Source organism: Vibrio sp. 10N.286.45.E10 (assembly GCF_002874195.2).
In the GTDB taxonomy this organism is placed as follows: domain Bacteria; phylum Pseudomonadota; class Gammaproteobacteria; order Enterobacterales; family Vibrionaceae; genus Vibrio; species Vibrio crassostreae.
In genome coordinates this window covers 485,166-511,375 of the sequence record NZ_MCWD02000003.1, presented here as the reverse complement: position 1 = coordinate 511,375, position 26,210 = coordinate 485,166, and the positions used below count along the sequence as shown (strand labels likewise).

28 protein-coding genes are annotated in these 26,210 nt (G+C 44.8%); 6 read left to right on the top strand and 22 right to left on the bottom strand.

The window, feature by feature from the left end; genetic code table 11:
* The first annotated feature begins 64 nt into the window (after positions 1-64).
* Positions 65-1,465 carry a Si-specific NAD(P)(+) transhydrogenase gene (gene sthA, locus BCU34_RS23605; RefSeq protein WP_102478815.1) on the top strand — a complete coding sequence of 467 codons (1,401 nt, stop codon included), beginning with the start codon at positions 65-67 and terminating at the stop codon, positions 1,463-1,465.
* Positions 1,466-1,636: 171 nt separating this feature from the next.
* Here sthA and dinF read toward each other — a convergent pair whose 3' ends face one another.
* The 4 genes from dinF to BCU34_RS23585 all read right to left on the bottom strand — a co-directional run bounded on the left by dinF (position 1,637) and on the right by BCU34_RS23585 (position 5,163).
* Complete coding sequence (gene dinF, locus BCU34_RS23600) at positions 1,637-2,992, bottom strand: MATE family efflux transporter DinF (RefSeq protein WP_170960873.1); 1,356 nt, start codon at positions 2,990-2,992, stop codon at positions 1,637-1,639.
* A gap of 117 nt (positions 2,993-3,109) precedes the next feature.
* Entirely contained in the window at positions 3,110-3,988 is an 879-nt protein-coding gene (locus BCU34_RS23595) for a class I SAM-dependent methyltransferase (RefSeq protein ID WP_048658872.1), read from the bottom strand.
* Positions 3,989-4,085: 97 nt separating this feature from the next.
* On the bottom strand, positions 4,086-4,706 hold the full coding sequence (gene lexA, locus BCU34_RS23590) for a transcriptional repressor LexA (RefSeq protein ID WP_019820514.1): 621 nt from the start codon (positions 4,704-4,706) through the stop codon (positions 4,086-4,088).
* A gap of 94 nt (positions 4,707-4,800) precedes the next feature.
* The gene (locus tag BCU34_RS23585; protein WP_102478816.1) at positions 4,801-5,163 is read right to left on the bottom strand and encodes a diacylglycerol kinase; all 363 of its coding nucleotides are present in this window, start codon (positions 5,161-5,163) and stop codon (positions 4,801-4,803) included.
* 220 nt (positions 5,164-5,383) lie between these two features.
* Here BCU34_RS23585 and plsB point away from each other — a divergent pair, with 220 nt between their 5' ends.
* The gene (plsB, locus tag BCU34_RS23580; protein ID WP_102478817.1) at positions 5,384-7,807 is read left to right on the top strand and encodes a glycerol-3-phosphate 1-O-acyltransferase PlsB; all 2,424 of its coding nucleotides are present in this window, start codon (positions 5,384-5,386) and stop codon (positions 7,805-7,807) included.
* A gap of 103 nt (positions 7,808-7,910) precedes the next feature.
* Here the strand turns inward: plsB and ubiA are convergent, their stop codons facing one another.
* Positions 7,911-8,765, bottom strand: coding sequence for a 4-hydroxybenzoate octaprenyltransferase (gene ubiA, locus BCU34_RS23575; RefSeq protein WP_048658874.1), 855 nt, complete (start codon positions 8,763-8,765; stop codon positions 7,911-7,913).
* Entirely contained in the window at positions 8,766-9,308 is a 543-nt protein-coding gene (locus BCU34_RS23570; protein ID WP_170960874.1) for a chorismate lyase, read from the bottom strand. It abuts the gene before it with no gap.
* 162 nt (positions 9,309-9,470) lie between these two features.
* Here BCU34_RS23570 and BCU34_RS23565 point away from each other — a divergent pair, with 162 nt between their 5' ends.
* Entirely contained in the window at positions 9,471-9,878 is a 408-nt protein-coding gene (locus BCU34_RS23565) for a flagellar basal body-associated protein FliL (RefSeq protein ID WP_048662879.1), read from the top strand.
* Positions 9,879-9,958: 80 nt separating this feature from the next.
* Here the strand turns inward: BCU34_RS23565 and glpG are convergent, their stop codons facing one another.
* The 6 genes from glpG to ftsY form a co-directional block, all read right to left on the bottom strand.
* Positions 9,959-10,801 carry a rhomboid family intramembrane serine protease GlpG gene (gene glpG / locus BCU34_RS23560; protein ID WP_102478818.1) on the bottom strand — a complete coding sequence of 281 codons (843 nt, stop codon included), beginning with the start codon at positions 10,799-10,801 and terminating at the stop codon, positions 9,959-9,961.
* Positions 10,802-10,850: 49 nt separating this feature from the next.
* On the bottom strand, positions 10,851-11,171 hold the full coding sequence (gene glpE, locus BCU34_RS23555) for a thiosulfate sulfurtransferase GlpE (protein ID WP_048658877.1): 321 nt from the start codon (positions 11,169-11,171) through the stop codon (positions 10,851-10,853).
* Positions 11,172-11,599: 428 nt separating this feature from the next.
* Positions 11,600-12,457 (bottom strand): RNA polymerase sigma factor RpoH, encoded by an 858-nt coding sequence (gene rpoH, locus BCU34_RS23550; protein WP_017055518.1) that lies wholly within the window; start codon positions 12,455-12,457, stop codon positions 11,600-11,602.
* A gap of 177 nt (positions 12,458-12,634) precedes the next feature.
* Positions 12,635-13,603: a permease-like cell division protein FtsX gene (gene ftsX / locus BCU34_RS23545; protein ID WP_017061038.1), complete on the bottom strand. Its 969-nt coding sequence runs from the start codon at positions 13,601-13,603 to the stop codon at positions 12,635-12,637.
* Positions 13,590-14,267 (bottom strand): cell division ATP-binding protein FtsE, encoded by a 678-nt coding sequence (gene ftsE / locus BCU34_RS23540; protein ID WP_004736585.1) that lies wholly within the window; start codon positions 14,265-14,267, stop codon positions 13,590-13,592. The genes ftsX and ftsE overlap by 14 nt, the downstream gene beginning before the upstream one ends.
* Positions 14,268-14,345: 78 nt before the next feature.
* A complete protein-coding gene (ftsY, locus tag BCU34_RS23535; RefSeq protein WP_102478819.1) occupies positions 14,346-15,578 on the bottom strand; it encodes a signal recognition particle-docking protein FtsY in 1,233 nt (410 codons plus the stop codon).
* A gap of 230 nt (positions 15,579-15,808) precedes the next feature.
* Here ftsY and rsmD point away from each other — a divergent pair, with 230 nt between their 5' ends.
* Entirely contained in the window at positions 15,809-16,411 is a 603-nt protein-coding gene (gene rsmD / locus BCU34_RS23530; RefSeq protein ID WP_048658879.1) for a 16S rRNA (guanine(966)-N(2))-methyltransferase RsmD, read from the top strand.
* Between the two features lie 10 nt (positions 16,412-16,421).
* Positions 16,422-16,688 carry a DUF1145 domain-containing protein gene (locus BCU34_RS23525; protein WP_016784000.1) on the top strand — a complete coding sequence of 89 codons (267 nt, stop codon included), beginning with the start codon at positions 16,422-16,424 and terminating at the stop codon, positions 16,686-16,688.
* Positions 16,689-16,804: 116 nt separating this feature from the next.
* Here BCU34_RS23525 and BCU34_RS23520 read toward each other — a convergent pair whose 3' ends face one another.
* The 4 genes from BCU34_RS23520 to BCU34_RS23505 all read right to left on the bottom strand — a co-directional run bounded on the left by BCU34_RS23520 (position 16,805) and on the right by BCU34_RS23505 (position 19,870).
* Entirely contained in the window at positions 16,805-17,389 is a 585-nt protein-coding gene (locus BCU34_RS23520) for a YhgN family NAAT transporter (RefSeq protein ID WP_048658880.1), read from the bottom strand.
* A gap of 231 nt (positions 17,390-17,620) precedes the next feature.
* Complete coding sequence (locus tag BCU34_RS23515; RefSeq protein ID WP_102432594.1) at positions 17,621-17,857, bottom strand: YecH family metal-binding protein; 237 nt, start codon at positions 17,855-17,857, stop codon at positions 17,621-17,623.
* A gap of 90 nt (positions 17,858-17,947) precedes the next feature.
* On the bottom strand, positions 17,948-18,568 hold the full coding sequence (locus tag BCU34_RS23510) for a lysoplasmalogenase (protein ID WP_048658881.1): 621 nt from the start codon (positions 18,566-18,568) through the stop codon (positions 17,948-17,950).
* A 927-nt stretch (positions 18,569-19,495) separates the two neighbouring features.
* Positions 19,496-19,870 (bottom strand): DUF4145 domain-containing protein, encoded by a 375-nt coding sequence (locus BCU34_RS23505; RefSeq protein WP_102478820.1) that lies wholly within the window; start codon positions 19,868-19,870, stop codon positions 19,496-19,498.
* 244 nt (positions 19,871-20,114) lie between these two features.
* Here BCU34_RS23505 and BCU34_RS23500 point away from each other — a divergent pair, with 244 nt between their 5' ends.
* Positions 20,115-20,444, top strand: a complete 330-nt coding sequence (locus BCU34_RS23500) for a DUF2500 domain-containing protein (RefSeq protein ID WP_017061032.1) — start codon at positions 20,115-20,117, stop codon at positions 20,442-20,444.
* A 72-nt stretch (positions 20,445-20,516) separates the two neighbouring features.
* Here the strand turns inward: BCU34_RS23500 and BCU34_RS23495 are convergent, their stop codons facing one another.
* The 6 genes from BCU34_RS23495 to BCU34_RS23470 all read right to left on the bottom strand — a co-directional run bounded on the left by BCU34_RS23495 (position 20,517) and on the right by BCU34_RS23470 (position 26,189).
* Positions 20,517-21,530 (bottom strand): acyltransferase, encoded by a 1,014-nt coding sequence (locus BCU34_RS23495; RefSeq protein WP_102478821.1) that lies wholly within the window; start codon positions 21,528-21,530, stop codon positions 20,517-20,519.
* Positions 21,531-21,654: 124 nt separating this feature from the next.
* On the bottom strand, positions 21,655-22,875 hold the full coding sequence (gene arsJ, locus BCU34_RS23490; RefSeq protein ID WP_102478822.1) for an organoarsenical effux MFS transporter ArsJ: 1,221 nt from the start codon (positions 22,873-22,875) through the stop codon (positions 21,655-21,657).
* Between the two features lie 96 nt (positions 22,876-22,971).
* Positions 22,972-23,463 carry a cyclin-dependent kinase inhibitor 3 family protein gene (locus BCU34_RS23485; protein WP_048658884.1) on the bottom strand — a complete coding sequence of 164 codons (492 nt, stop codon included), beginning with the start codon at positions 23,461-23,463 and terminating at the stop codon, positions 22,972-22,974.
* A gap of 18 nt (positions 23,464-23,481) precedes the next feature.
* Entirely contained in the window at positions 23,482-24,486 is a 1,005-nt protein-coding gene (locus BCU34_RS23480; protein WP_102478823.1) for an ArsJ-associated glyceraldehyde-3-phosphate dehydrogenase, read from the bottom strand.
* Between the two features lie 41 nt (positions 24,487-24,527).
* Positions 24,528-24,869: an ArsR/SmtB family transcription factor gene (locus BCU34_RS23475; RefSeq protein ID WP_048658886.1), complete on the bottom strand. Its 342-nt coding sequence runs from the start codon at positions 24,867-24,869 to the stop codon at positions 24,528-24,530.
* Between the two features lie 99 nt (positions 24,870-24,968).
* Positions 24,969-26,189 carry an EAL and HDOD domain-containing protein gene (locus BCU34_RS23470; protein ID WP_055318280.1) on the bottom strand — a complete coding sequence of 407 codons (1,221 nt, stop codon included), beginning with the start codon at positions 26,187-26,189 and terminating at the stop codon, positions 24,969-24,971.
* Positions 26,190-26,210 lie beyond the last annotated feature (21 nt).

Sequence of the window (26,210 nt, the reverse complement as noted above, 5' to 3'; positions counted from 1 at the left end):
AAGAACAGAATCAGTTAAAATCTCGCTAAAGCAATGTTAATCAAATATAACAAGGAAGATATCTATGCCGCACTCCAACCACTTTGATGTAATCGTAATTGGTAGTGGCCCCGGAGGAGAAGGGGCAGCGATGGGATTAACCAAAGCCGGGTTGAACGTTGCAATCATTGAGAAAGAGAGCAGTGTTGGTGGTGGTTGTACTCACTGGGGAACCATTCCTTCCAAAGCACTGCGTCATGCCGTAAGCCGTATTATCGAATTCAACAACAATCCACTGTTTTGTCAGAACAACAAAAGCATTCACTCAACGTTTTCCAACATTTTGGGTCATGCTAAATCCGTAATCGACAAGCAGACTCGATTACGCCAAGGCTTCTACGACCGTAACCAATGCACACTAGTATTTGGTACGGCGCGCTTCATTGATACCAACACTGTCTCGGTAATGCAAAGCGATGGCACTGAAGAACATTACAGTGCAGACAAGTTTGTTATCGCGACAGGCTCTCGCCCTTACCAACCAGACAACGTGGACTTCTTACACGAGCGTGTTTACGACAGTGACTCAATTCTTTCTCTTAAACACGACCCTCAACACATCATCATTTATGGTGCTGGCGTTATCGGTTGTGAGTACGCGTCTATCTTCCGCGGCTTAGGTGTCAAAACCGATCTCATCAATACTCGAGACCGCCTACTGTCATTCCTAGACAATGAAACCTCTGATGCGCTTTCTTACCACTTCTGGAACAGCGGTGTAGTGATTCGTAACGACGAAACCTTTGAGAAAATCGAAGGCACGGACGATGGCGTGATCATTCACCTAGAATCCGGCAAGAAAATGCGTGCCGATTGCCTACTGTATGCCAATGGCCGAACCGGTAATACCGATAAGTTGAACCTTGGTGCGGTTGGTTTAGAGGCGGATTCTCGTGGACAAGTATCAGTCAACACCAATTACCAAACCAATGTTGACCATGTTTACGCGGTAGGCGATGTGATTGGCTACCCTAGCCTAGCGAGTGCGGCTTATGACCAAGGTCGATTTGTTGCTCAGGCAATTGTGAAAGGTGAAGCTGAACGCCACCTTATTGAAGACATCCCAACCGGTATCTACACCATCCCTGAGATCAGTTCTGTTGGTAAAACCGAGCAAGAACTAACGGCTGCGAAAGTACCGTACGAAGTGGGACGTTCTTCATTCAAACACTTAGCTCGAGCTCAAATCGCTGGTAAAGATATTGGTAGCTTGAAGATCCTGTTCCATCGCGAAACCAAAGAGATTTTGGGTATCCACGTGTTTGGTGAGCGTGCCGCTGAAATCATTCATATCGGCCAAGCGATTATGGAGCAGAAAGGTGAAGCAAATACCATCGAGTACTTTGTAAATACCACCTTTAACTATCCAACGATGGCAGAGGCTTATCGTGTTGCCGCTCTTAACGGCCTTAACCGTTTGTTCTAAATAAAGAACTAACAGGAGTATTTGACCACCCATAGGCTAAATACATAGACAGCAAGCCATGAGCTTGCTGTTTTCATTTAAAACATTGAAAAATATAGTAACTAAAGTAATTAGATCATGATGTTCTAAATGCCATTTAGTCTGTACATCTTCTATTTGTACCCGTTAGAACTAAGCGAGGAATTCGCCCTTCTTCCACTGAGAAACAAATAACACACCAAGACCAATACCACGCATTGCCATAAAGCTCAGCATCGCAAGCCACAGAGCATGATTTTCTAAACTGGACGCTAGGAAGAAAATAGCAAAGAAGCAGCAGGTCGCGACAAACATACTATTGCGCATGTCCTTGCCTTTAGTTGCTCCAACAAAAATACCATCGAGTAAGAAGCACCACATTGAAACCAGTGGCATTGCGATCAACCAAGGCAGGTACACCTCAGCTTGGCTTTTTACATCTGGGATTGTGGTGATCATATTAATTAAGCTAGAGCCAGCGATTGCGAACACTATGGTCAACACCAAACAAATATTAAAGCTCCAGAAGAAAGTACCAATCAATGACTGGTTCAGTTCATCTTTGTCTTTCGCGCCTATCGCTTTACCGACCATCGCTTCCATTGCGTAGGCAAAACCATCCATCCCATAAGAGATGATCATCAAGAAACTCATCAACACTGCATTGGCCGCCACGACATCATCGCCAAAGCTTGCTCCTTGGAAGGTCATGAAAGTGAAAGTCGCTTGTAGACACAATGAACGAAGAAAGATATCGCGATTCAGTTTTACGAAACGACTCAAACCATGGCTGGTTTTCTTAAGCAGATCCCATGGCGATGGTAACTGCTTCTTCGCCCAGATTCGGTAAACACAAATCAAGCCAAATGTTAGACCGGCATAATCAGCCATTACAGATGCAAATGCTGCACCTTCCACTTGCCATCCTAAGCCGATAACAAAAACGATATCCAAAACGATATTGGTGATATTGGTGATGATCACCATCCACATTGGCGCTTTGGCATTTTGAGTCCCGAGCAGCCAACCTAGAATTACAAAGTTAGTTAGCGCAGCAGGTGCACTCCAGGCGCGGATTGAGAAATATTGCTGACCATAGTGCTTAACTTGATCACTGGCGCTACTCAATGAGAAAACTAAATCGGCGACTAGACTGTGTAAAAGCAAAAAGACACCAGCAAACCCTAAGGCCATGGTCACACCTTGCACGAAGACCAAACCAAGTTGCTTGCCATCATTCGCACCATAAGATTGTGCGGCTAGCCCTGTTGTCGACATACGCAGAAAACCAAGCAACCAAAAGGTCACGCTGATCATTGTGCCGCCCAGCGCCACACCACCTAAATACCAAGAGTGCTCTAGGTGACCGATAACCGCCGCATCGACTAAGCCCAGCAGTGGAACAGTAATATTAGAGAGAACCATCGGGATCGCGAGCAACAGCACTTTTTTGTGCATCGCCTGATTGGATAGCGTTTGAAAAATAGTTTGGGGATTAAATAGCTTCACGATCACCTCTTAGATTAGAGGCGATAGTTTAACCTAGTGGGTGGGCTTTCACTATGTTGTGGAATTTTACTTATACCGGCTATGTACTCAGTTACTCGAAATACAGAACCGCTAGGGTTACCACTTAACGAGCACTAACTGTGGCGTTAAACGCTTTTTGACCTGAGAGATCTTACACAATAATCGCTGCCACAATTTCCAACGATTGCATTGCTGGTCTAGGGGAGAAAACGCTTTTACCCATTGTGCCCATGGCAGCCAATTGAGAACACTGTTTATTGGAGAAGACAGGCCATGCGCATACTTTCCAGAACCGAGCTTTTGCCCAAGAGCACTAGAGCTTTTATCTCCAGCTAACACTAAACACGCGTGTGCATGAGTAAAGTAGCGGCTCAAAGACTGAATAAAGTTCGCGGTCTGTTGTTCATTGCAATCGAGCAGAGCATGTTCACACACCACCATCACCGAGGCTTGTTCTGGAATATTAAGTTCATCCAGCCAAGTTAGGTCATCGACAGAACCACACTCCAAACGATAGCGTTCATTTTTGTGGAACAGGCGTTGGCGCCACACTAGGTTTTCCGTGACATCCAACTCAACCCAATGGCAGCGTCCATTATCCAAACGGTAGAAACGGGTGTCGAGCCCTGCCCCAACATTGATGATCCAAGCATCTGGGTTGTGAGATAGAAATTGCTGAACTTGAGAGTCACAAAGTTGAGTCAGTGTTGCGTAGAGAAGTTGTTGCTGGTCTAGCTCGCCAGTAAGACATTCAGGTGCGAGTTGGCAGCGCTTGCAAGCTTGAGCTGCGATAGGGTCATAAACGAGACCGTCATCGGCTAGGCTTTCACGACTACGAAACCAAAGGTGTTGAACAAGGTTGGTCGGAACTTGTAATTCTTGATGTGCAGACCCTTGTTCAGAAGAAGCCTTTTGCACAGAGGAGCGCGGCTTACGAGTAAGCGGCTTCATTTGAGGTTTGGTTGGGTTTGACATCATCATCTTCCTTGTATCTCGACAAAGAAGATGATAATGAATATCAATTACAATAACAAGTTATTGAGAATAAATATCAATAAGCTGTTTGTACTGACTACATCCAGTCGGTGTTGCGAATAATACCAACCGCAAGCCCTTCAATAGACAAGTGTTGAGATTCTAGATCGACATGAATTGGAGAAAACTCTTCATTTTCAGCATGTAACAGAACCGTTGAACCTTTACGTTCTAGGCGTTTTACCGTTACATCATCATCGACACGAGCCACTACAACCTGACCATCGCGGACATCTTGTGTTTTATGAACAGCTAATAAATCACCATCCATAATACCGATGTCTTTCATACTTTCGCCATTTACACGAAGTAAGAAGTCTGCTTGTGGTTTAAACATGCCTGGATCAACTTGGTAATGCATTTCTACATGCTCTTGAGCCAAGATAGGCTCACCAGCGGCAACCTGACCGATTAATGGTAAACCTTGCTCTTCGTTTGCTGCATCTTCAAGCAAAATACGAATACCGCGAGACGCACCCGGGATAATCTCAATCGCTTCTTTACGAGCAAGAGCTTTCAAATGTTCTTCTGCAGCATTGGCAGAACGGAAGCCTAGTTCACGCGCGATTTCTGCACGTGTCGGTGGCATACCGGAATCTTCGATCTTACCTTTGATAAGGTCAAAGACTTGTTGCTGGCGGGGCGTTAACGGCTTCATGATTCACCTGTCTTTTTATACAGTTGACTGTGAGTATATCCAGTAACTGAACAAAAGCAAAGCAATTGGTTGTTTTTAGTTCATTTTTAGCAAATTACAAAAACAAGATCTCTAGCCACACATAACCTGCGAGTGCCAAACAGATGAGAACCGCTGCCGAGCCGACATCTTTCGCCATTCCAGATAACTCATGATGCTCACTGCCGATTCGGTCGACAACCGCTTCAATCGCGGTATTAATTAGCTCGACAACCATCACCAATACCACAGATGAGATCATTAAGATTCGTTCAACCTGGCTTACATCCAGGTAAAATGCCAACGGAATAAGCACGGCCGCCATGAACACTTCTTGTCGAAATGCAGCCTCGTTTTTAAACGAACTCGTAATGCCTTGCCATGAAAAGCCTGCTGCTTTGATGATGCGTTTGAATCCGGTGTTTGATTTTTTGGTCATTTTTAACCCTATACTCAATCAGTCGATGAATGATTTTCCACAAACTTAACGGCAATATGACTATTTCCATTAAAAGGTTAGACCAGTTTCTGGTATTCTTGCATCGATTAAATTTACGCCTAGGCTTATCCCTATTTCACTCATAGGATTTATCCTTTTTATCATAGAAATAGAGATACGCTTCAGCACATTGAAATAACTATTGAGGCAGTGAACCTATATGTCTTCTGGACAATCTTTTTCACGTTCATTAATGAAGCTACCTTTATCCCTATTGGTAAAGGGCACATCAATTCCTTCAAACCCTGTTGAGGATTTGAACATTGATTTGAGCAAACCGATTGTATACGCCTTACCGTTTCGCTCAAGCGTAGACATTCTTACATTGCAAAAACATGCACTTGAATTAGGCCTACCTGATCCGTTGAGCAAGCTTGAAATCAACGGCAAATCACTGCAACGCTACGTTTTCATCTCTTCTCGCAAAACTCTGCTGCAAGACGATGATTATGTACCAAGCTCTTCAATTGAAGTGTTCTCTGAATTGCTTTCACTGCACGCTGACGACTCTGAACTCGATGTTCAAGTTATCCCTGCTACAGTGCTGTGGGGACGTAAGCCTGGTAAAGAGAATAACCAGAAGCCTTACCTACAGGCAATGAACGGCTTAGAGAAATCAAAAGCTGTATTGCTAGCCGGTCGTGACTGTCTGGTTCGTTTCAGCCCAGTGGTTTCTCTACGCTACATGGCTAACTCGCACGGCACCGACAGCACCATCGCGCACAAATTGGCGCGCGTGGCACGTATTCACTTCTCTCGCCAAAAGCTTGCTGCATCAGGTCCTAACCTGCCAAGCCGCCAAGCTCTGTTTGATCGCCTATTAAAATCAGAAGCGATCAAGAAAGCGATTGAAGACGAAGCACAAGCAAAGAACATCTCGATCGAGAAAGCGAGCAAAGAAGCTCAAGACATCATGGACGAGATTGCTGCGAACTTCTCTTATTCGCTGATCAAGCGTGGTGAGAAGATTCTCGGTTGGCTATGGAATAAGCTGTACCAAGGCCTGCATATCAGCAACGCTTCAACGGTTCGTAAGTTGGCTCAAGATGGTCACGAGATTGTTTACGTGCCTTGTCACCGTAGCCACATGGACTACTTGCTGCTTTCTTATGTGCTTTACCACGAAGGCATGGTGCCTCCGCACATCGCTGCGGGTATCAACCTGAACTTCTTCCCTGCCGGTCCTATTTTCCGTCATGGTGGTGCGTTCTTTATTCGTCGTAGCTTCAAAGGCAACAAGCTGTACTCGACGATTTTCCGTGAATACCTAGCGGAATTGTTCGCTAAAGGTTACTCCGTAGAGTACTTCAGTGAAGGTGGTCGTTCTCGTACAGGTCGTCTATTGCAAGCGAAAACGGGCATGCTAGCGATGACAATCCAAGCAATGCTGCGCGGTATGAACCGTCCGGTGACTTTGGTTCCTGTGTACATTGGCTACGAGCACGTTATGGAAGTAGCGACTTACGCGAAAGAGCTTCGAGGTAAGCGTAAAGAGAAAGAAAACGCGAGCTTGGTGATTCGTACCATTCGTAAGCTGCGTAACTTTGGTAAAGGCTACGTGAACTTCGGTGAGCCGATTCAACTGAACCAATACCTGAATGAGCACTCACCAGAGTGGACCAAAGACATCGATCCAATGGGCACCAGCAAGCCACAATGGATGAACCCAGTGGTTAATGACTTAGCGACCAAAATGATGACGCACATTAACGATGCGGCAGCAACCAATGCCCTGACCCTTTGTGCAACGGCACTATTGGCTTCAAGACAGCGCGCATTGTCTCGTGACTCTTTGGTTTCTCAGATCAATTGCTACCTGTCTCTGCTTAAGAACGTTCCATATTCGGCAACGTTCACAGTGCCAAAAGACAGCGCTGAAGAATTGGTAAAACATGCTGAATCACTTAACAAGTTCTTGATTGAATCAGACTCAATGGGCGACATCATTTCACTAAACCGTCACCAGTCAATTCTGATGACCTACTACCGAAACAACATCATTCACTTGTTTGCTCTGCCATCGTTAATTGCACAGATGACCATTCGTCAGCGCGGTTTATCGATTGACGCGATTCAAGAGAACGTTGCTGCTATCTACCCGTTCTTGAAGAAAGAGCTATTCCTAAGCTACGAAGAAGATAAGCTTGAAGGCGTGGTTTCTAACATCATTGAAGAGCTGGTTAACCAAGGTATGCTTGTGATTTCTGATGACGAAGTCACCATCAACCAATCAAACAGCCAAGCACTGATGCTATTAGGTCGTACGATTTCAGAGACGCTACAGCGCTACTCGATTGCTCTAAACCTGTTGGCAGAGAATCCTGACCTGGATAAATCCGATCTTGAACAGAAGAGCCAAGACATTGCACAGCGACTTGGTCGTCTACAAGGCATCAATGCACCAGAGTTCTTCGATAAAGGCGTGTTTGCATCGATGTTTGCAACTCTGAAACAGCAGCAATATCTGGATAACGATGGTAACTGTGATTTAGAAAAGACTCAGCAATTCGCTAAGCTTCTCTACTCAATGCTTTACCCAGAAGTACGTTTGACGATTCAAGAGAGTATCCACCAAGCAGAGTAACAATCCGTTTGGCGTCGCTTTCATAGCAAAGCGAAACACGATCAAAAAAGGCACCCACTGGGTGCCTTTTTCTTTAGCGTTCGTTAACTCGAAAAGCTGATGCTTACCAGAAGGTAATGAATAAGCCTACAGTCACTGCCATTCCAACATAATTATTGTTGAGAAATGCTTGGAAACAAAGGTCTCGATCACGGTGGCGCATCAGGTGTTGTTGATACACAAACAAGCTTCCCGCTACCAACAATGCCCAATAGAAGGTATCACCTAGTTGGTAATGCATGCCTAACGCAATCAGCATCGCTAGGGTGACGAGTTGCAAAGAGCCAACAATCAGTTTATCGAAGCGACCAAATAAAATCGCCGTCGATTTAATACCAATCTTCAGGTCGTCATCTCGATCAACCATCGCATATTGCGTGTCGTAAGCAATCGTCCACAACGCATTAATCACGAATATAAACCACACAATGCTTGGCAGTTCATTGGTTTGTGCCGCCCAAGCCATTGGTATCGCCCAACTAAACGCTAAGCCGAGAAACAACTGTGGAAGATGCGTAAAACGCTTCATGAAAGGGTAAATGAACGCCAGACCAACACCAATAAATGAGAGCTTAATGGTCAGTGGATTCATGGTCAGTACCAGCAAGAAGGAAACCACGGCTAGCACTAAAAAGAGCAGAATCGCTTCCTTACTGGAAACCAAACCTGAAGGTAATGGACGCTGCTTGGTACGTTTAACATGACCATCTACTTTACGGTCAGCAAAGTCATTGATCACACAGCCAGCCGAACGCATCAACACCACACCGAGTACGAAAACAACCAAGACATCAAAATCAGGCATACCTTGTGCGGCGATAATCAGTGACCACAAGGTCGGCCAAAGAAGTAACAGGGTACCAATCGGGCGATTCATTCGCGTTAATTGCCAATACGCCTTCGCTTTGGTGGCAAGCATTTACACACTCTCCTTAGAGTAAATGGGTGATGTTGGTAAAAACAGTTCAGCCACAAGCATCGGTTTATGGTTCATCCATAATCGAGAACGACGTGCGAGTAATTGCTCATCGCCCACGATAACCCAACCGACTTGCAGCGCATCTCGCTCCACGTTCTCAGCACTGAAAACGGTCAATCCAAGCGGGACATTACCTTGTTGAGAAAGGTCAGAGTGCTGATGATCTTCTAGCGTGACTCGGGGAATCAAGGTTCGACCTAACACCCACGGTTCATCATCACCCTTTAAAATCACTTTACGCAGTAAGCAATCAAACGATGATAAAAGATGTTCCTCGTCTTGTTGTAGTCTTGAGCGTTCTACAACTTGATTATGAAGCAACTCAACAGACAGGTGCTGACAGCTCTTACCCAACTTGCGGGAAAGAGAACCTTGCTCCATAAGCCACTCTTTGGTGGTTTCATTAGGAAAATCAAATGTTTCTGTACTTTGCCAATCTACATTCATTAACGAATTAAGATACAGCGATATTGGCTGATTCATACTAGTATTCAATAGGTGACTTTACACGTACAATAAAGCTTCAACTTTCGAACAAAATTAAAGCGCTCTTCGAATTGTAAACGTATTTAGATTTAGACCGCTCATTGTAACAAGACTAATGCGTTTCGAATATCGCGAATAAACTAAAGAAAAGTCACAAATATGCACAAACGTTATGTAGCCCAAATAATTCTTGCGATTACCCTACTCTTTTCAGCATCAAGTTTCGCTGAAGAGGAATTGGCACCCAAACTAGCCTACTTCACGCTAGAGCCAGACCTGACCACCAATTTTTACACTAAAGGTAAAAAACTGGGCTACATTCAGGTTCGCCTCGATATTATGGTTGCGAACAGCAATGACCTAGCTGCCATTGAGCATCACCAACCATTAATCCGCGATGCCGTGATTGAATTACTTGGTAAACAAAACGAAGAAACGATTAAGTCTCTGTCTGGTCGTGAAGATTTGAGAAAGACTTTGGTTGAACACCTCAACAAGATTCTTCTGCCTGAGACGGGCAAAACCCTGATTGCTGACTTACTGTTTACCAAATACCTTTATCAGTAATGATGTAAAAACGAATCCTAATAAAAAAGCGGCTCATCTGGCCGCTTTTTTGTATCTATCGATTCTCGGTAACTAACGCGCTAGCTTGTTGCCGATTTCGGCGCTTTCATTGAATCTATAAAGCCGATAATCACACCTGCGACTAAACCTGCCAAATGAGCGGTATTAGCGATGGCCATAAATGGCTGCATGTACCCAAGAACTAACCACACCAACATAAAGCCAACGATCTGCCTTGGGATACCTAAACCGAGTTGCGGCGCCTTTGCTCCGACAACCCATAAGTAACCAACCAAGGCATACACTACTCCAGATAAACCACCGAAGTTCGCCCCTTCGACCCAGTATTGTCCGGCACCAGAAAGCGCTGAAGATACGGCAAAGATCTGAAGTAACTTAAGACCACCTAACTTTTTCTCAATATCTCCGCCCAGTTGCCACCACCACAAGATGTTGAATGCGATGTGCATAACCGAGAAATGCAAAACAGCATGACTGAGCCAGCGCCATAATTGCCATTGCTGCCCATCAACCGCAGGGAAATGTAAGGCGTTAAAAATCGCCTGCCCGAAACCTATCTGCTGCAGAGCAAAAATCACCACACATACCAGCATGATACTGAGTGTCACAGGGCCTGCTTTGGCTTTTATCATGCCCATGAAGCTTGGTATGTGATAATGAAAGTTGCTCTTCCTGGTCTCTGCCATGTCCCAAGACGCCGCTTGATAGCGCTTATGATTGGGTTCCGACAAGAAGCGATTGAGCTCAGCTTCGGTTTCAACTTGAAATTGACCATCAATAAGCCAAAGCGCAAAACGCCCTTCCCCCTCAGGAGACATCTGAATAGGGATCTGACGAGACGCCATATAATCAATAAATGCTTGAGCAAGACGTGGGTTGTCTAACACCATCAATCTAATCATTGGTACTTCCTATTCATACTATGAGAGATGCTTGGAGCGATAAAGGTAATTAACCAGCAATCACAGGAAGCTCAGCACGGTGCCAAGCTTCGAAACCGCCATCTACACTATATACCTCTTCAAAGCCTTGGTTCACTAAATATTGTGCTGCACCTTGGCTGCTAATACCGTGGTAACACATCACCAAGATAGGTTGTTCGAACTCAACCTCATCCATGAACGACACCATCGTATCGTTAGTCAGGTGGTAGGCTGTTTGTGAGTGGGCAACCGCAAAAGACTGCGGGTCACGTATATCGACAAGTCGAGCGTTGCCTTGTTCAATGAGGGCTTGAGCGCCTTTAACATCGATATGTTTAAACTGGTCCATGACTTTCTCTTTTATACTGATTTACTTTGCTGCCATTGTAACCTATCCCAAGGCTAACATTCACATCCACTTAATAAGGTTATCCACCAGCGATCACTTTTACACCATTTGTGGATAAATCTGTGAATTGCGTGAATAAAGTGCCTTTTTAAAAATAGATCCACAACATGTAGTAAGGATCCTGATCTAACTGTGGGTTAACTGAAAAATATCCCCACTCGAAAAACCCCGTCAAAGCCTTACTACACCCTGCTTTTAGACAGCTGACGAATAAACTTCTCACAGAGTTATCCACAAAATCATTTTGCAAATTTCGATCGCAAAAGTTGAGAAATCGATCCAAAATAAAAAGGCCGAGATCTCTCGATCTCGGCCTTTTCAAAATTCAGTTATTTGCTAGCTCTGAAGCTAATAGAAACTAGATGCTATTAGAAATCGCCAACGGCTTGCTTCAATTTCTTCATCGCATTCTTTTCTAACTGGCGAACACGCTCTGCAGAAATGCTGTAGGTATCCGCTAAGTCTTGCAGGGTTGCTTTGTTGTCGTCTAACCAACGTGAGCGAACAATGTGTTGGCTACGCTCGTCTAAGCTTGCTAGTGCGAGTCCTAGGCGATTATTGGTGTGTGACTCCCAGTTAGCCGCTTCTACCGTTTCAGCAACGTCTGATGCTTTGTCTTCTAGGTAGTAAACTGGAGCTGTGTAAGCAGAACCGCCGTCGTCATCGTCCATGGGCGCTTCAAACGTCGCGTCTTGTGCCGCTAAGCGAGATTCCATTTCACGAACTTCAGAAGGCTCAACGCCCAGTTCACGAGCAACTGTCTCAACTTCACCGTTATTAAACCAACCTAAACGCTTTTTAGACTTACGAAGATTAAAGAACAGTTTACGCTGTGCCTTAGTTGTCGCAATTTTAACGATGCGCCAGTTACGCAGAACGTATTCATGAATTTCAGCTTTGATCCAGTGAACTGCGAAAGAAACCAATCGAACACCAACTTCTGGATTGAAGCGCTTAACAGCCTTCATCAAGCCGATGTTACCTTCTTGGACGAGATCAGCCATTGGCAGCCCGTAGCCAGAGTAGCCTCTTGCGACGTGCACCACGAATCGTAGGTGGGAAAGGATCAAGCCTTTCGCAGCATCGATCTCACCTTTGTAATGTAATCGCTCTGCAAGTCCACGTTCCTCTTCAGGTGTCAGCATTGGGTAGCTGTTCGCTGAGCGGATATAGCTATCTAAACTATCTTGTGTGACTAAAGCCATTTGATACGCTTGGTTTGCCATTCGGTTCCTCATCAATCTCTGATCTGGAGTAATACATCTATTAAAACCCGACAATCTTGAACCTAAAATGAACAGGTTTCAAGGAGGGGGAAGTAATTATGCATAATCAATTCGTCTATACAAGGCAAAAACTGGTTAAGAAGTGCCTATTTTTCGTCTAAATATGACTCTATTCACCTAAACTGGTTCAATTTCTTTTAGGTGACGCTGTGCAGAAAGCTTCGCAGCCACACTACCAAGCAGAGTTCCGACGATCAAAAGCAGTAAAGATTCATCCCAGCTCAGGCCAATTAAGCGGAAGTGGCTGTCATACAACTGAGCCAAGTCATCCACTGCACTGTTCAGTAATACGGTAATTAATGCCGTCATTACCCAAGCGCTAATCGAACCTAATACGCCAAACCACATCCCAGCATAAAGGTATGGTCGAAGAATGTAGCTGTCGGTCGCACCAATCAGCTTCATGGTTTGAATCTCTTCTTTATGCGCCAACACATTAAATCGTAGTGTATTGCCGATAATCAGAAATACCGCGCCCAACATCAATACCGTTAAGGTAATCACGATGACAGCCGCGAGTGCTTTGATCGCATCTAATCGAGCTAACCAATCTTCGTCTAGGCGAACATCGGTTACTAATTCTTGTTGTTTAACTGTGCCTGCCAGTTCTTTAATTAAGGTATCGCTGTGTACGCTTGGCGTAATCACCAGCACACCTGGCAGTGAATAATCATCTAGGATAGTTAGGGCGTCTTCAAAACCAGAATACTGGCTGAGGTCTGCAAGCCCTTGCTGCGGAGATATGTACTCCACCAGCTCAACTTGATCCCAACTTTCGATTTCATCCTTGAGCACCATTACTCGTGGCTCAGGAATACCATCCTCTACATAAGCACTTATTTGTGACGGGCTAGTGACATCTTGCGCTACTTCACCCACATTTTTACCCAACAGGTACAAACAAGCTGGCATCGCCAACGCCATAGAGATCACCGCAAGGGTCAGCAAGTTGCCTAACGGGCGCTGCCACATTTGCGAGAACGATGACTTGGCTTGTTTCCAGTGAACAACAAAGAAGCCGTCGCTTGAAGCGCGGTTTGCTGCTCGATTAGATTGAGGTTTTTTGATGCGCTTATTCGCGGCCATAGTCTTCAACCTCACTCAAAAATCCTTGGTTTAATTCAAGATGGCGGTACTGAGGGCGAGTGTTCACTAACCCGATATCGTGCGTCGCTAGGATGATCGTCACACCTGCGCGGTTGAACTCTTCAAATAATCGCAACACACGGTTAGATAATTCAGGGTCTAGGTTACCCGTCGGCTCATCCGCAAGCAGTAGGGTTGGACGGTTCACCACAGCCCGAGCAATGCCCACACGTTGCTGTTCACCACCAGAAAGCTGGCTTGGCAAACAACGGGCTTTATCTAATAAGCCTGTCTTATCCAACGCAGCACTGACTCGGCGTTTTATTTCGTTTTCAGAAATAGATTCAATACGCATAGGCAGAGCGACGTTATCGAAAATCGAACGGTCCATCAGCAGGCGATGGTCTTGAAAAACAATCCCAATATTACGGCGTAAGAAAGGGATGTCTTTGGCTGGGATACGAGTGATATCGTGATCGTTGAACCAGACACGTCCATCGGTTGGACGCTCTATCGCGCAGATCAACTTCAGCAAGGTACTTTTACCAGCCCCAGAGTGCCCACCCAAAAAAGCCATCTCTCCACGTTTCAGGTGAAAGTCCACTTTTTGGAGCGCTTGTCTTCCACCTCGGTAGGCTTTACTCACTTGCTGAAATTTGATCACCGAAAATTCCTCTTACGATCACTAATATCAAATTTAAAAACGGTAGCAGATTAAGGATAAACCACTTTGCTACTCGCGTTACTCTTCGCGGCTAAATAGTGCTTCAATGAAGTCTTTAGATTCAAATGGGCGCAGGTCATCAATACCTTCACCCACACCAATGTAGCGGATTGGAATCTGGAACTGGTCAGCAATTGAGAAAATTACGCCACCTTTCGCCGTACCATCTAACTTAGTCAGTGTAATACCGGTTACTGGAGCCACTTCACTGAATAGTTTCGCTTGGCTGATAGCATTCTGACCCGTACCGGCATCGAGCGTTAGCATGATTTCGTGTGGTGCAGAGTCATCAATCTTCTTCATTACACGAACAATCTTACGCAGCTCTTCCATCAAGTTGCTCTTGTTCTGCAAACGACCCGCTGTATCGGCAATCACAACATCAACGCCACGTGCTTTCGCTGCTTCAATCGCATCGTAGATAACAGACGCACTATCCGCACCTGTGTGCTGAGCGATAACCGGCACATCATTACGCTGACCCCAAACCTGAAGCTGTTCAACGGCTGCAGCACGGAAGGTATCACCCGCCGCTAGCATCACTTTCTTGCCTTCATTTTGGAATTGTTTTGCCAGTTTACCGATCGTAGTTGTCTTACCTACACCGTTCACACCAACCATTAAGATAACGTAAGGTGTTTTAGTGGTATCAACAACCAGTGGCTGTTCTACTTGGCTTAAGATGTCTGCCATCTCTTCTTTGAGCAGACCATAAAGCGCTTCACCGTCTTTTAGGTCATTGCGAGATGCTTTTTCTGTCAGGTTTTCAATGATCTTAACCGTGGTATTCATACCCACATCAGCGATCAGAAGTTGCTCTTCTAGCTCTTCAAACAGATCTTCATCGATTTGCTTGCCTTTGAACAGACCGAAGAAACCGGCGCCGATGTTTGCTTTAGTGCGGCTTAGGCTGCGCTTAAGGCGAGCAAAGAAGCTTTCTGTTGGCTTCTCTTGTACTTCTTCAACCTTAGCTTGAGGAACAACCACTTCTTCCTGTTCTGCTTCTGCTTCTGCTTCTGCTTCTGCTGCGACAGGTTGCTGTTCTTGTTGAGCTTCTTCAAGCGCTTGCTCAGATGCAGTTGGCTTAGCGACTTCAGCTTCAGGCGCGACCTGTTCAGCCTCAACTTGTGATTCAACTTCAGTTTGATCTTCAACGCTTTCTACGTTCGCTTCATTCTGAGTTTTTGGGCTTTGTTCTTCTTCACCAAAACCAAGCCACGATAATAATCCGCGCTTCTTTTTTTCCGTCATCAGAGGAGTTTCCTAGATCTACTAATTAGCTGTATTGACTTAATACACGTCGACTCTTTGCTATTGTTATACAATACAAGCTTGTACAAACGAATAGTAAAGAAAAATGACAAAGCAGTGATAAGTTTGCTTTTAGCTTGATACACTTTGTCATTGCAAATTTATTTAATACACGAACCCACTTAAATTGGGCTCGGTATAGTATCACTTTATTAGCGGTCAAAAAATCTATGGTAAGACGTCGCCAGCAAAACACATCACAAAAAAAGCCATCCGGAGGCTTTGTTCGAATTATTAGTGGCTCATGGAGAGGTAGAAAACTGCCCGTCCATGATTTAGAAGGATTACGCCCAACCATTGACCGAGTAAAAGAGACACTCTTTAACTGGGTGGCTCAAGATATCCCACATTCAACTTGCTTGGATGTATTTGCCGGTTCTGGCGGTTTAGGTTTTGAAGCAGCTTCTCGCCAAGCAAAAATGGTGACGCTGCTCGAAATGAACCAAAAGGCTGCTAAACAACTTTCTGATAACGCGAAAGAGCTCAAAGCAGACAACATCAATGTTGTAAATACTGACGCTATCTCTTTCCTTAAGAAGCCAGGCACCCCTTACGATATGGTTTTCCTTGATCCACCATTTCGTAAAGGCTTATTGGCAGAAACAGTACAACTGCTTGAGAGTAACGGTTGGCTTGCAGACGATGCCATCATTTACGTCGAGACAGAGAAAGAGCTGAAACTCGAAGCTATGCCAGAGAACTGGGAGTTGCATCGCGATAAGACTACCGGACAGTCAAGTTACCGACTGTTCAATCGAATCACTGAAGAATAGGAGTTATTGAATGAAGTTCTTGCTTCCACTAGCAAAAGCAGCCATCGCCTTTGTTTGGTTTATCTTAATCGTAAATATTTTCTACCCGTTCCCGGGTAATGCGGCGATTGCGCTTTATATCATGACAGCGTTCTTGTTCTTCATGCACGGCCTGCAGATGCTGATTTTTATCGGTGCTTTCGGCGACAAGATCGAAATGTCACGTTGGGAGAAGTGGTCAATATTGATTTTCGGTGTCTTTGCCCTACTCGATATCCGACGCAAGCACATGATGTAATCAAGCTTAAGCTCAGATATAAAACGCTTAGCTACAGAAAACATCATGACAGAAACAGTAGAGACAAAAACGCCGCTCATTTGAGCGGCGTTTTTTATTCAGCGATGATACTGATGTTAACCCATGTAGCCTTTCACACCATCTAGGAACATTTGCGTCGACAGCATAACCAGCAACAAGCCCATCAAGCGTTCGATGGCTTTAAGGCCTCTCTCACCCAACACTCGCAGGAAGAAGCCATTAAACATCAGAATGAAGAAGGTAGCGCCCCAAGCCAACATCACCGCGGCTGAAAGCTCTAACATGTTGTCAGGGTGCTGTGTCGACAACAGAATTAATGCCGCAATCACTGAAGGGCCAGCAATCATTGGGATCGCCATCGGCACAATAAACGGTTCTTCACCCGCCGCGAGGCCAGTAATACTACCCGCACTTGGGAAAATCATCTTAATCGCGATGATGAACAGAATAATACCGCCAGAGATACTCAAGGTTTCAGGCTGCACATGCAGGAAGTTCATAATGCTTTGACCAGCAAACAAGAACAACAGCAGGATAATCAGCGCAAACATCAGTTCACGAACAAGAACAATACGACGACGCTTCGGATCAATATGCTTAAGGATAGAGAGCACGATTGGTAGATTGCCAAGCGGGTCCATAATAAGAAACAGCATGGTTGCTGCAGATAAAATTTCCATAAGTTTGTCTCGAAAAGCGTAAGTGCGCGGAGTATAGCAGCCTCAACATTGATTTTCGAACGCAGTAATAAAAGGATTAACTTATCTAATTAGAAGGGAATTTTGCGAGAGCAAATAGAAAAGTAGAAAGGAGAAAAGTAAAAAGAGAATTTAAAGAGTGAAGCCGAAACATAGCATCCACTCTTCTTAATCTATAAAAGCCAAAAGGCTCTGAAACCAAGTCACTGGGAGTTAGTGGTTACACACACGTTCGCGATTAGTGCAAAGCTTGTCATCAATAACTACGACCTTTTCCATCTTCAGGAAAAACTTCAGCAATCCATCTAAATCCAGGCCGTTCAGCTTACAGGTATGGAAACGAGCTTCTGCGCCATAAGTTTGAGCAAGCTCTTGCGTCAACTCTTCACAAGTCAGTGGCTTTTCACTCAGTAGGTTTAAAACGTTGTGTGCATGAATTTCGGTAGTCATAACTCTATCTCATGTTTAATGAAGTAGACGTAGATTACCTACTTTCATCTTAGCTGCCTTGATGTAGCTCAGAGTTAAGCTAGCTCTACCCTAAATGGTAAGGGAAGCAACAATGAGAGCGTGAGCCAGAAAGTAACTGCCCGTCACCCAAAAGTAGGCACCCTTAATGGGGCTACGATAGAAGTTTAGCGCGTATGCTAATGCAGAAAGCAGCAACACGGCACAACCAGCAAAACCCACCGCATGCGACAGTTGAGGATCAAGCAACCAGAGCTCACCAGAAGCCCATGCAAGCTGAATAAGCACGATACCCATGATAACCACAGGAAAGACGAGTTTGTCTAAGCGAGGCAGAAGTAAGAAGAAAGCAACGACACAAGCCGCTAACAGGAGTGCGAACAACCACCAGACCATTTCTCCTGATAGCTGTAACCAAAATGCTTTGCTGTAACAGAGCTGAGCCAGCAAGAAGCAAACAAAATGCAGAGGACGTTTTTGAGTAACAGTATGTAAGACATCTGCGATCGCAGAAACCGCCAACCCAGCAACGACCCAATAGGTAAAATCAGCAACGACAGATTGAGTTAAAGCAATGGTCGCTAATAATACAAAGGTAAAAACCTTATACGATAAGGCCTGACCGATATGTCCATGCTTCGTTCCTGCTATTGCTCCGATACCAGACAAGGAAACCGCCAACCAACTCCACATACCATTTGCCCTATTGCTTTAAATCGTCGCCAGTCTAGGCACACGAGTGTTGATGTAAAGCCTCAGCCCCTCAAAATTGGATCTTGATTACGCTTCCACTAAAAAGAGTCTCTTTAGATTGAAGTCGTAACAATTACCACAGTGACAATGACTATTCGTTTAAAACTAGAGCAAATCATCATAAAACCTATTCAAACTGGCATTAGAGTCGCCATACTTGAATTTTGGTCAATTCTAACCTATTGGCTCCATAAAAACTGGCCAAATTCCGGCAAATACCACACTTAAAAAATTAAAATCAATACATTTAAAGCAAACAATAACAATAACTTAAACAAACAAACTCAAGCTTAATAGGGAAATAAAAACTCCGACCAACCCTAGACTTGTAAAGTAGCCAGTTTTCTTTTTTAGAACCCAGTTTTGTCAGGTTATTTCAAGCCCCCGGTAAAAACCGCCACAAAAACCAAGTCGAAAACTTAAAAAATCAACCAAAACAAACCTAGCCACCGCCAACCCTTATTAATACAGTTTAACAACCTTTAACAATATAAATTACACAAAACAACCATTGAAAAACAACAGGTTAAACCAAATTAGAACAAACATAAATCACAACGAACAAAATAAGAACACACCATAAAACACAGTTAAATACACTCAAACAAGCAAAAAACTCATAGTTTTCTACTACTTTTAAAGCTTTCGAAAGTAATTATTGATCTAAAGCCATAAGTAGTGCTATTCTTTAAAACATAGCGAGAGACAACCAAATTTAGGAGTAGTGTTATGATTTCATCTTCGCAAAGACAAGGACTTGTAATGATCGCGGTAGTTGTAGGTCTAATGACACTACCGATGATGTACTAAGCAAGTTACAGATAAAAAAAGGGACGCCATGAGCGTCCCTTTTTTTGTTCAATTTTTTCATTTCGAAAACAGATGCAGTGTTAGCACATCCCAGTTCGCATAATAGAAACCTGCGGCAACCAAAGTCATTGCCATCATTAGTAAGATCGCAACTCGCCAAATAAAACGACCACTACGTGGAGTCAGCTCCTTCTCACAGTCGTTACACATCATGATGAACTTATGTTGGTCTTCCAACTTAGCCTCATGTTCATTGACTACCTTGTTACGACACGTTGCGATATAACGCAGCTTGCTCACCATATCGTGCGGTAGCCTTTCTTCACAGCTTGTTACAAGCTCATGCAATCCTTCGCCTTCGGCATGATATTGAAGCCTCAATAATTTCTCTATATTGCGAGTTCTTGTCACCACTTTTTCAATATCGGTCATCTTGGCCCTCCCACTCCACACTATAATTCTAGTCGAGCATTTCCCTATTCTTATACAAAATCACTGTTATTTACGAGAGAAAGAGACAATAAATAACAATGCTTTATCCCAAACTGGCCATTAAATGTGATGTCCGCCGAAAAATAATCAGCTTGGCTTACAACAGTTCACGAATAACGGCTTTAAACACATATCCCTATTGCCTGAAAGACTAGAATAACCATCACGACTACATGGAGGTTATATGCCTAATTCACTCTTTTTTGCCATTTTTGCACTCGCTGCTCTAGCGGCTTGGGTATTTATTGGTTTCTATCGAAAACACTCGCAAGGTGAAAATGCGCCAGAGAAGAAAGTGAATGTCACGGTGTTAGACAAACAATCCATCGACCTTCCTGACGCAGAACCTGGCCAAGAAGATCAAGAGTACTGGATTTACGTTCAACGTGGTGTGGTTGGTCCGAAACGCGAATTCCAAGTCGGAATCCACTATTTCCACGCCCTTAACCCCGGCGACAAAGGAACCTTAACCTACCAAGGCGATAAGTTCTTACACTTTGCGTTGAAACGCTAATCGTAAGCCGCTTCAACGATTCATCAAAAACCGACCATCAGCGATAATAACTAATGGCTTTAGTATTAACGACTAAGGCAATAACCAACGCGTTTTCTCAGACTTAGATACCATCCAGCTCATCCAAAGCGCACCTGCGCCACTGATCACAATCCATAATGGGATAACCCACGCAGGGTGTCCCTGGTACCAACCAAACTCTTTCATTGGCCACAAGAAGATAGGATGCAGCAGGTAGATACCTAAACTGTGCTTACTGATAAAGCCAACCACTTGGTTACTTTTCTCAGATAATCCTTCTCCGTAATAACGACACAGCATAAACACCATGCTCGCTGCTAATACCGTATTCAACGTCTTGTAAGATAACCAGCGCCCCACCGTGTACTCTTCTGCTACCAAGCTTGCATCAACTACCATGTAAACCGTGGTTAGTAACGCTAACCCACCCAGTAACACACTCACGCCGACTGTCACCTTGTTAAGTGGCACAATCTTATACAGCAAGTATCCCAATGGTAAGTAACCGGTGTACAGCCACAATTCGTGGCTCCAAGGACCGTCGATTCTCAGTAAGAACAGTAATGTTGTGAGCAGCCATACCGCCGTAAAGGCATAGACCGATCTATCACCGTACTTTCTGACCATGATCTGCAAGAACGGAATCACAAAGTAGAGCGGGATAAAGTAATAGAAGAAACCGAGGTGGTAATAGGTGTAATGATGATAGCTATTGAGCAACACGTCCCAACTGACGTCGGCATCAAAGCCCATCGCAGACCAACCAGATAGGTAGGTATAGAAAAGCGACCAAACGATGAAAGGTATCAATACTTTGCCTAGGCGTCGCTTGAGGTAGTACTTAGCGTCAAACGGGCGCTGATCGCTTAACATCAAAGCACCCGTTATCAATATAAAGACAGGTACAGCCCAGCGGCTGAAGCCATTGACGCTGATTGCTGTTAACCATTCGCCGAAAGGAACGGTTCCTAACTCATTGCGATAAGGCGCCAAAACATGAATCGCGATAACCGCTACGGCCGCGACACATCGTGCTAAATCAAAAAAGAGAATTCGCTGCTTCATGTAAATGCCTGATTAATATTCAATCATTCTACTATAGCAATAAAAAAGCTGACCGGAATAAATACCAAGTCAGCTTAGTGTTAAAGGAGATGCTTATCGCGAATTTAGCTCATGCGGCTGAAGCTTATGCTGCTGAGATTTGCGGTATCCTAGGTAAACGCAGAGAGATCACCGTCGTTATCGCTAAGAATGCGAAGGAAACCCACAAACACGCAGACAAACCTGCCATTTGGAATACCAAGCCCGACAATATCGTGCCAATCAAACGGCCCATCGCATTTGCCATGTAGTAGAAACCGACATCAAGAGAAACGCCATCGCCTTTCGCATAACTCACAATCAAATATGAGTGAAGTGATGAGTTCACCGCAAAGATAGCACCAAACACCATCAAACCACCCACGATAACTAGCTCTGGTTGCCAACCAATCTGTACCGCATAAGCAATGGCAGCGGTCACGATAGCCAACGCACCAGCCCATAACAGCGCGGCATGCCCATCTGGCACCTTACCCTGAGCTTTACCCGTAATCTTCGGCGCTATGCCTTGTACAAAGCCATAAGCGATAGTCCAAGCCGCTAAGAAACCGCCAACCCATGAGTGATCCCAACCAAACACGCTGCCGAGATAAATTGGCAAAGCAATCACAAACCACACATCACGAGCACCAAACAAGAACATGCGAGCTGCAGATAGGATGTTGATGGATTCAGATTTAGAGAAGATCTGTTTGAACTTAGGCTTGGCTTTCGCTTTACCCATGTCCGCTTCTAAGCTCAGCACACTGCCAATGAAGACCAAAGTCAGCACAGCTGCCATCGCAAGCACTGCATATTGGAAGCCAATCGTTGAAAGCAGTAAACCGCCAATAAAGAAGCCTGCACCTTTCAGGGCATTCTTAGAGCCTGTCAGAATTGCAATCCACTTATACAGCGCGCCTTGCTGCTCATCCGGCACTAAGGTCTTAATTGAGCTCTTGGCGCTCATCTTATTGAGGTCTTTAGCGATACCAGACAAGGCCTGCGCCGCCATTACCCAAGGAATAGTCAACATCGCCGTTGGCACCGCGAGCATACCCAAGGCGACAACTTGCATCCCCAAACCAATGTTCATGGTCTTATTGAGGCCAAGACGTGCGCCCAACCAACCACCGATTAGGTTCGTCACCACACCAAAGAATTCATAGAAAAGGAACAGCGAGGCGATCTCTAACGAACTGTAGCCAAGGTCGTAAAAATACAAAACCACCAGCATACGAAGTGCACCATCAGTAATGGTGAAGTTCCAGTAGTTGAAGGTCACCAACATGTATTGGCGAACGCTCTTACTTAGATTTGAAAACATAATGCTATCTCTGCAACCAAAACAAAAAGAGCTTTTGGATCATGATAAGTTCAACACTCCAGATACCAAAAGCTCCCTGTCTAACACTGATGACTATTAGCTATTCGCTACGCCATTAATGTACTCAACCTGGATAGATTTAGTGAAGGCACCTGGACGCAGTGCCTGAACTTCTTGAACGATCTTATCGAGGTCCCAGCCTTTTTCTAAAAGCAGATGAGCTGCGAATAAACCTGTACGGCCAGAACCGCCCATGCAGTGCATCGCTACCTTACCGCCATTATCCACAACTTGATGTAGCTCTGGGCTTGCTGCTTGCCACTTCTGCGCAAAGTCAGCACCCGGTGCACAATCATCTTCGATTTCAATTTGGAACCATTGCATGCCTAGTGCTTGTGCTTTCTCGCCTAGCTCAGAAACATTCTTGCTTGCCAGTTCTTCACTGTCTAAAGCCGTCACAATTGCTTCTGCGCCTTGCGCTTTAAGTTGAGCTAGAGATGCATCTAGGTCTGCGTCTTTAGTGCCTGGGCATGGAGTCAGGATAAGTGCACCTTTCTCAAGGTCTAGTTGCCACGTTGGATGTGTCATTGTGTCTTCCCCAGATTCTTATTTAGAAAGGCCGACAGTACGAACTAACTCAGCCGTACGTGTCGCGTAACCCATTTCGTTATCGTACCAAGCGTAGATCTTAACCATGCGCTTACCCACTAACATAGTTGATAGTGCATCTACGGTGGTTGAGCGTTGGTCGCCTTTGTAATCGATAGAAACCAGCGGACGCTCTTCAAAGCCAAGAATGCCTTTCAGTTCGTTCTCAGACGCTTCTTTCAGCATCGCGTTAACTTCTTCTGCTGTTGTATCCTGCTTCACTTCGAAGATGATATCTGTCAGAGACGCGTTCGCTAGTGGTACACGAACCGCGTGGCCGTTAATACGATTTTCAAGCTCAGGGAAGATCTCAACAATCGCTTTAGCGCTGCCCGTTGTTGTCGGGATAAGGCTCATGCCACATGCACGTGCACGACGTAAGTCCTTGTGGGGTCCATCTAGAATAGTTTGCGTGTTGGTTAGATCGTGAATCGTTGTGAATGACGCATTCTCGATACCAAGCTTCTCGTTGATCACTTTAACCACTGGCGCGATACAGTTTGTTGTACAAGACGCTGCGGTTACGATTTTGTGTACTGCTGGGTCGAAGATATTGTCGTTCACACCAACAACAATGTTTGCGATGCCTTCTTCTTTCACTGGCGCCGATACCACAACACGCTTCACGCCCTGCTCTAGGTATTTGTTTAGGAAAGATGTCTTACGGTGAACACCTGTCGCTTCGATAACCACATCACAGCCAGACCAATCGATCGCATCGATGTCGCGCTCTTGTGTGGTCTTGATGCGCTGGCCATTAATGATCATCTCATCGCCTTCTGTAGTTACTTCGTGGTGAAAGCGACCTTGAACTGAATCGAACTCTAGAAGATGTGCTAACGTTGCGGTATCGCCCGCTACATCATTAATTTGTACAAACTCTAGCTCTGCCCAGTCGAATGCTGCGCGAAGTGCTAGACGGCCAATACGACCAAAACCATTAATACCTACTTTAACTGTCATCGTATGCTCTCTCAGCTAGTGGTGAATCTAAAAATATTCAATTAAACGCAACATTGAGGGCGTGAAGTCATTGCTTCTAAGCGCTCAATGTCTTGTTGGTATTCAGTTTTCAAACAGTTCGATGCGATAAGGTCATCAATTAACTTTAGCATCCAACCCGGTAAATCTTGTGACAGGCGGTAAAACACCCACTGCCCTTGGCGAACGTCAGTCAAAATACCGTTTGAGCGCAACTGCGCAAGGTGGCGTGAAACCTTTGGCTGACTTTCTTGTAATGCCTGTGTCAACTCACCAACAGAGAGGCACTCTTGGCGCACAATCATCATTAAGCAACGCACTCGCGTTTCATCAGACAGTAATTTAAAAAATTGGTGAGGAAGCATAACTACATACTCATATATGGATATGCGTATATATTAGTTATAAAAAAACGCACGTCAAGGCGTGCGTTTCAATTGTCATAAAAGTTTAACGAATAAACATCAGAGCTTGTTGGTCACGGTATGACTCCAGCGGCGAGCTTCAGTAAGCTCCGTTTTGACCTGATCCACGCTTAACCCTAAATCAGCGCAGTGCTCATCAATCTGTTGCCAATCGGCATGTTCAAAGCTCTCTTCAAGCGCAAGTAAGGTACCGTATGGCCCTTCTCTACGAAGCAGAGCCACCTTGATGCTTTTACACAAAGGCAGTTGCTCAACTAAATTCTCTAACGATAGGTCGAGCAATGCATCCAGCAACGAGAACAAACCGATCATAAAGGCTTGCTCAGTGTGCCCTTCAAACGCTTGGTAACGAGACATACGCTGACAAAATTGCGCTCGCTGTAAAGACAAGCCATACAACTCTTTCGGCTTTTTATCAGAAACATAAGACGCTACCGCCAGCGAAACAAACATTTTCAGCTTCTCTTGCCCCAAGTAAACCAAGGCCTGACGGAATGACGAAATAGTTACCTCAAGACGAGGCGACATGGTGTTTACAAAGCGCAGTAGCTTATAAGACAAAGCGACATCCTTTGCGACGATGCTCTCGACACGCTGAAAGTCGACATCCGGCTTGCACACTTCTTGGAACAGCTCCATGGCAATCACTTGTTCAGGGCTGATGTACTTGGTCTTGATGATTTCCGGTTTGCTAAAGAAGTAGCCTTGGAAGAACTTAAAACCCGCCTCTTTCGCTTGCTGGAATTCTTGTTCGTTTTCGACTCGTTCAGCAAGAAAGCTAAATTTCTTCCCTTGATGCGCCCTAACCAAATCACACGCCTCGTCTAAGCCCATCTGCATGATGTCGAGCTTAACAATATGCGTATATCTGAGGAAACGTTCCCATTCTGGCGTCGAAGTAAAATCATCTAGGGCGATCATGTAGCCCGCTTGGTAGAGCTCTTTAACGGCTTCTAATAACTCGTCGGTCGGTTGGCAGGTTTCAAGGATCTCAACCACCACCTTGTCTTTCGGCAAGCTCAGTGGCAGCCGACGAATCAAGCTTTGATACGGGAAGTTAATAAAACAACGTGAAGATGGGATCGACGGATTAAGCCCAACCGACAAGAAATTCTCAACAATCAGACGATACGTTGCTCGATTAGACTCTATATGCGCTGGATAGGCATTCCTTTCTCCGTCACGAAACAGCAGCTCATAACCAAGCGTGTTCTTGTTTCGGTTTAAGATAGGTTGTCGAGCAACGTAGGTAGCGGTCATTTCTTGATAACTCTAATTGGT